Genomic DNA, 6,238 nt, shown 5'->3' with positions numbered 1-6,238 from the left:
AGGCTTCTTTCGGCCTATCGGGTTTGCCAGCTTTGCTGGGCAAACAAAAAAAGAGCACCCAAGGTGCTCTTTTTTATCGGTCTTGCCGTTGTCTGTGCCGATTTGGCGTGATCTTGTGCATTGGGCTTGTGGCCCTGCTCCCAGCCTAACATTAGCTTAAAATGCGGCCTTTGTGGCGCTTGCCAATTTCCTAAATTGGTTAGCAACAGTTTCCGAAGGTAACGGTCTGTTTGTCTCCATAAGATGAAACTATAGTAGCGCAACACCGAGGGAGAGTGGTTGCAAATTAAAGGGGAAATGACGCTTTATTAGCAACAAATCACCCTTTATAATACTTATAATAAACAATTATTTTAATAGGTAGTCCGCTTGAGCAATCTAGTACAACTCGACCGTACAGATAGACGTATTTTAGAACTAATGCAACGTAATGGCCGCATTAGCAACCTTGAACTGGCAGAGCGCATTGGTTTATCGCCCTCACCTTGCTCGCGGCGGGTAAAAGCACTAGAAGATGCGGGGTTAATTGCCGATCATGTCACCTTGCTTAATGCCAATAAGTTGGGCCTAAGCTTACAAGCCTATATTCATATCTCACTCGACCGGCACACCCCAGAGCGCTTTGAGAATTTTGACGCCGCCATTAATGACTTTTCGGAAGTATTAGAGTGTGATTTAGTCACAGGCACAGAAGCCGATTATCAGCTGAAAGTGATAGTACGTGATATGGAGCATTACCAGCAATTTTTACTGGGCAAACTCACCCGCTTAAACGGCGTAACCGGCGTACGCTCAAGCTTTGTGCTACGACGTATCAAACACGAAACCGCGCTACCGCTGGATCATCTGGGGTGACGTGCTGGGAATAGGGAATAGGTTCCAGTGACCACGCTTCAGGTGGCAGACCTCACGAATGAAAGTATGTTTGAGCTGTTTGAACAAGGGGTAGATTTGGCCGGCTACCCGCCGACGTTCGGCATGAGCTGGCATCAGGTGAACCATCCTTTTTCGCTGTATTCACCGGTGCTGACGCACAATAACGGCCACGCCGCCAAACTTATTCTGCCCACTCGGGCGCAATGAACCCACTGCATACGCTTTGCTTCCTTTTTTCACACAAAGCGCCGCATTGTAAGGCCACAGCCAAAAATGTAAACCCGAGCGCCTATTCGGCAAAATCCAGTGACAAAAACAATCGTCGGTAACCGGTGGGCACCGGCGGTGAACGATGCCAAAGTCCCTGGCCGTCGTTATCTTGCCAGCCATCGCCTTTCATCAGCGCCACTTCACCAAGCACCAGCCGCTGCCACTGAGCCGGCTCTTGACCTGCCGCATTGAGCAATTGATTGCGCTGCACTCCATCCAGCCAATGGGTACCGGGGCCGCTATAGGTGGTGACTAGTCGGCAAGGAACCCGGTCTACATGAAAGCGCGGGCACATGGCCGTTTGCAGGCTGGCCAAGCGCAGGCCGATTCGATTCAAATCAAACAGACAGGCAAACATCTCGGCCAGTTGCTGCACATCCGCCGCCAGCCCGTCTCGCCCGGGCAAGTTGGGTAACCGAGTCGACAACACCGCCGATACCTCGGCGGGAGCCAACAGTTCGCGCATATTGATCACATGATGATGCCGGTTTAACTCAAGGGCGTAATCTCCAGCAGTAACGGGGAGCGATCGGTGCCAGATGGCCAGCTGACAATCAGGCTCGTAAATGTGGGTAAACACGCTGGGTGCAGTGCCCTGACGACTGATCTCGGTGAACGTATTGGCAGTGGGTGCGGCGCTGATCATGATTGGAGTAAGTTCCTTGAGGTTGTGCTTTCCTGAAAATATATTGTTATGTTATAACAGCAAGTAATATATTCAATCAAGTCACTAAACGGATCTTCTCATGTCGCATCATGCTGCTCTCCCCCGCCTGCCGGTGACCGTGCTCTCCGGTTTTCTGGGTGCCGGAAAAACCACTGTGCTCAACCACATTCTCAACAATCGCCTGGGGTTGCGGGTGGCCGTCATCGTCAACGACATGAGCGAGGTAAATATCGACGCCGCCACCCTTGGGCAGCAGGTCGCCCTGCGCTGGGGCGAAGAAAAGCTGGTGGAAATGAGCAATGGCTGCATTTGCTGCACTCTGCGCGAAGACCTGCTTATCGAAGTGCGTCGCCTGGCCGATGCCGGGCGTTTCGATTATCTGTTGATTGAATCCACCGGCATCTCGGAGCCGCTACCGGTGGCCGAAACCTTCACTTTTGCCGATGAAGACGGCACCAGCCTGAGCGACCTGGCCCGGCTGGATACCATGGTGACGGTGGTGGATGCGGTGAATTTTCTGGCCGACTTCAATGCAGCTCGAGACCTGCAAGACACCGGAGAAAGCCTGGGGGAAGACGATAATCGTAGCGTGACCGATCTACTGATAGAACAGGTGGAATTCTGCGACCTGCTGCTGATCAGTAAAACCGATTTGGTCTCTACCGAACAGCTGGCCGAACTGACCGCCATTCTGGCGAAGTTGAATCCACAGGCCGATATCATCCCCATCAGCCAGGGTCGGGTGGATATAGAGCGGGTACTGGGTACCCACCGCTTCTGCTTTGAACGCGCCGCCCGCGCCCCGGGTTGGATGCACACTCTGCGCGGTGAACAGGTACCCGAGAGCGAAGAATATGGCATCAGCAGCTTTGTCTATCGGGCGCGCACGCCCTTTCACCCGCAACGCTTTTACCACTGGCTACAGCAACCCGAGCAGGCAGGCAAGCTATTAAGATCCAAAGGCTTTTTCTGGCTGGCCAGCCGCCCGGACTTTGCCGGGCAGTGGAATCAGGCTGGCGGCATCGCCTATCACGGCGGAGCCGGACTGTTCTGGCATGCCATTCCTGCGGAAGACTGGCCGGACGACGAAGAGAGTCGCGCCCATATCCTGGCCAGCTGGCAGGAGCCCTACGGCGACAAGCGTCAGGAACTGGTGTTTATCGGCCAGGGGCTAAATCAGGCCGAATTATGCCACCAGCTGGACACCTGCCTGCTTAGCGAGCAGGAAATGGCCGAGGGTGAACATCACTGGCAGCACCTGCCCGATCCCTTCCCCTCCTGGGAATAACACCAATCTAAGTAAAAATGTGATCTGGTTTAAGATCGGATACAGAGGAAACAGAGTCTGCTCCCACGACACGCCTCTGGGCTAGCCATCTTTGCTGGGTAACAACTGCGAATATTCACAGGATATTCGTTTTATTACCCAACAAGGATACACGGCAACAAGCTGTCCCATACAGACTCAGAAATGCCATCCTTGTACCTCCTGGAAGGCTGCTTCGTCTCTTTTTTCGAGACTAAGCCGGGTTCATTTGAAAGATAGCTTTCTGGCTTTTAGTCCAGCTGAAAGCGGTCCAAACTAAATGAAAAGGCATCAGGATATTGGTCGCGAGCGCAGATAGCTATCTTAGCCAGCGTCAGTGGCTTAGAGCGGGCAATATCTGCAGCCATATCCAACATATTATCAGTCAACTTGGGCGGTCGGTCGCCTTTATGCCCAGTCAAAATGCCGACCAACCTCTTAGTTCTCCAGCCTTTTTCCTGTTGTAGATCGGTTGTTCGGTTGATCGCTTATCCGAAGCACCTGGGCAATCTGGACAACCGTAGAGCCATCATTCAGCGCGAGCAGTGCAGGCTCCCTTCGTCTGAAGTCTGGGAAAGGGTGATGTTTTGACACCTCCTTCAGCGTGACATTTTTTGGCTGTTAGTGGTTGTTCTAATAAGTGTCGCTTTATGTCTGGCCCACAGAATAGCATCAATAGTAACAGTGTAGATCCACATAAGTTATGCGGCATTACTTATGCTGCCGTGGCCTGTAGCAGTAAGCAAGTGCAGAGCTTCTACCTAGGCACCCAAAATCAAATACGGCGACTGTCCTCATGATTTATTTCCTCCGCAGAGCATCTAGATGCAATCTGCTCACATTACGAGAGAACTAGTCGCTAGTTTATCCCCTTACAGCTGGGGGCATGCGTTCTCTTTTAGAAGTCGTAGCTCAGCGACAGGCGAAGGTTACGTGGTTCGCCCCACCAGCCCTGGCTGTAGAACCCCACCTGATCGTGGTACTCCTTATCAAACACGTTGTTCAGGTTCAGCTGGGCACTGAGCTCCGGGGTGATGTCATAGTGGGCCATCAGGTCGACCACTGAATAACTGCCCTGGGTCAGGCGTGTTGTGCCAGCCGGTCCGCGGGTATCTCGGTAGATTTTGCTCTGCCAGCGCAGACCGCCGCCAAGGCGGAGCGGGTGCCAGTCACCGTCAAACTGATAGCTGGTAAACAGCTTGGCCTGCTGCCGCGGGTGTGTGGTATTCATGCGGTCCCCGTCTGCACTTATCGGGTTCGCCAGTGTAAAACTGGCATTGAGATTCCAACCCGAGGCCAAACTGCCAACCAGTTCGGTTTCAACACCTTCAACCGTGGCACCATCGGTGGCCCGATAAGCCTGGGTGTCTGGGCGACCGTTCACAGTCTCACCCGGAATGGCTTCACCCAGGCCATTCTGCACACTGCGGAACACAGCCAGGTTCATTTCCAGTTCATCCGCCAGCGTCGCTTTCAGGCCCACCTCATAGTTGCGACCGGTGATGGGATCCAGCAAAGAGCCGTCTGCGGAACGTACGTTCTGGCTCTGAAAAATCTCGGTATAGCTGACATAGCCACTGACGCGATCGTTAAAGTCGTATATCAGGCCGGCATAAGGGGTCAGCTCATTATTGTAGGAATATTGTCGTTCGTCCCCGAAATAGACCTGCTCAAGATCCCAGTTGCTGAGCCGGATGCCGGCAACCAGATGCAGGGGATCAGCCAGTGACAACCGGCCAACAGCATAGGCACCGCTCTGCACCAGCTTGCTGTCATCAACGCTGCCGTATGCGCCCCATTCGGGTTCGGCAACGGGAGCACCTTGTCCGTTAATATAGGCACCTATGTCAGGCGTCGCTCCCGCTGGTGAAGCCAGACGCATGTCGAGATCGTCCTGGGTACGCACCCAGCCAAAAGCAGCTTCATGATCGCGGCCAAAGAGTTCAAAAGGTCCCTCTGCGGTGAAATGCATATCCTGACGACGGCGATCACCCCGGTAGTTGGCGAAATAGGCGGACATGCCTTCACCGGTGTGTCGATCCGGAAAACCGCTCCGGAACAGATAGGTCAGACCGTAATTGCCATCGTCGTAGCTATAGGCCGCCCGCAGTCGCCAGCTATTGTCCAGAAAGTGATTCACATCGATAAACGCCCGGGTAGTTTCGTTAAAAAAGCGGGACCAGCGAGTGTTGTTGGAGGCAGAATGATCAAAGTCGGTCTGGCTGCCATCCGCATAAAACATGGGAAAACCACCACCAGCGCCATCGGTCTGATTGTGCTGGTATTCCACGCCCAGACTGACATCCGTGTTGGGCGTTAGTTGTGAGTTGATCACACCGTAGTAGGTTTCCTTGTCGTGCTCCATATTGTCGACATGGGTGTCCTGCCGGTCGCGAACAGCAATCAAACGTACCGCGGTGCGGTCTGAACCTCCCAGCGGAGCAGACACATCAGCCATCAAGCGTTGCTGGTCCCAGCTCCCAAGATCTCCACTAACGCGAGCGGCGAACTCCGGTAATGGTTTTTTACGAATAAAGTTAACACTGGCGGAAGGATCACCCACGCCCGTCAGCAGCCCTGTGGCGCCCCGGACCACTTCTATCCGGTCGTAAATGGCACCGTCCCAGTCCGTATCGCCGAAGTTCCAGTAGCCCTGAATCGGTGTCATCAGGCCGTCAAACTGATAAGTACTGATGGAATAACCGCGGGAGGAATAGTTGAAGCGGTTACTGTCGCTGCGCGTCATTGAGATGCCGGGAGCCCGGTGCAGAATTTTTCCGCTGGTTATCAGGCCCTGGTCCTTGATCTGCTGGTGCGTAATCACACTGACGGCCTGGGGCGTTTCCTTGATGGACAAGGGTAAACTAGTAGCCGTGGTGCTGGCACCGGGGGTATAGCTGTCACGCTGTTCGGAATCAGCCGACAGCTGACGCCCGGTAACGACCATTTCGTCCAGCACGTTCAGTTCCAGAGGGATCTCTTCGGCGGAAACTGAAACACTCAACAACAGGGGAGCGATCAGCGGGCTAAAGCGGCCCGCTCGGTGTAATGCAAAAGAGTCAAGGAACTGTAATGGTCAACTAATTTTGTAGAGATTCTAAGCGGCATTTTTTAACTTG

At 53.6% G+C, this 6,238-nt stretch carries 5 protein-coding genes; 3 read left to right on the top strand and 2 right to left on the bottom strand.

What is annotated here, in order from left to right; genetic code table 11:
- Positions 1 to 369: 369 nt before the first annotated feature.
- Positions 370 to 855, top strand: coding sequence for an Lrp/AsnC family transcriptional regulator (locus tag ACTH3S_RS17565; RefSeq protein ID WP_441810306.1), 486 nt, complete (start codon positions 370 to 372; stop codon positions 853 to 855).
- 27 nt (positions 856 to 882) lie between these two features.
- Positions 883 to 1,083, top strand: coding sequence for a hypothetical protein (locus ACTH3S_RS17560; RefSeq protein ID WP_441810305.1), 201 nt, complete (start codon positions 883 to 885; stop codon positions 1,081 to 1,083).
- Between the two features lie 82 nt (positions 1,084 to 1,165).
- On the opposite strand, the gene ACTH3S_RS17555 is transcribed toward ACTH3S_RS17560, so the two are convergent.
- Complete coding sequence (locus tag ACTH3S_RS17555; RefSeq protein ID WP_441810304.1) at positions 1,166 to 1,792, bottom strand: DUF1826 domain-containing protein; 627 nt, start codon at positions 1,790 to 1,792, stop codon at positions 1,166 to 1,168.
- Between the two features lie 100 nt (positions 1,793 to 1,892).
- Here ACTH3S_RS17555 and zigA point away from each other — a divergent pair, with 100 nt between their 5' ends.
- The gene (zigA, locus tag ACTH3S_RS17550) at positions 1,893 to 3,101 is read left to right on the top strand and encodes a zinc metallochaperone GTPase ZigA (RefSeq protein WP_441810303.1); all 1,209 of its coding nucleotides are present in this window, start codon (positions 1,893 to 1,895) and stop codon (positions 3,099 to 3,101) included.
- A gap of 916 nt (positions 3,102 to 4,017) precedes the next feature.
- Here the strand turns inward: zigA and fauA are convergent.
- A complete protein-coding gene (gene fauA, locus ACTH3S_RS17545) occupies positions 4,018 to 6,123 on the bottom strand; it encodes a TonB-dependent alcaligin siderophore receptor FauA (protein WP_441810302.1) in 2,106 nt (701 codons plus the stop codon).
- Between the last annotated feature and the right edge of the window lie 115 nt (positions 6,124 to 6,238).

This window comes from Marinobacter sp. (assembly GCF_052094685.1).
Taxonomy (GTDB): Bacteria; Pseudomonadota; Gammaproteobacteria; order Pseudomonadales; family Oleiphilaceae; genus Marinobacter.
The sequence above is the reverse complement of the archived record's forward strand: the minus strand, read 5'-3'. Positions and strand labels throughout refer to the sequence as shown.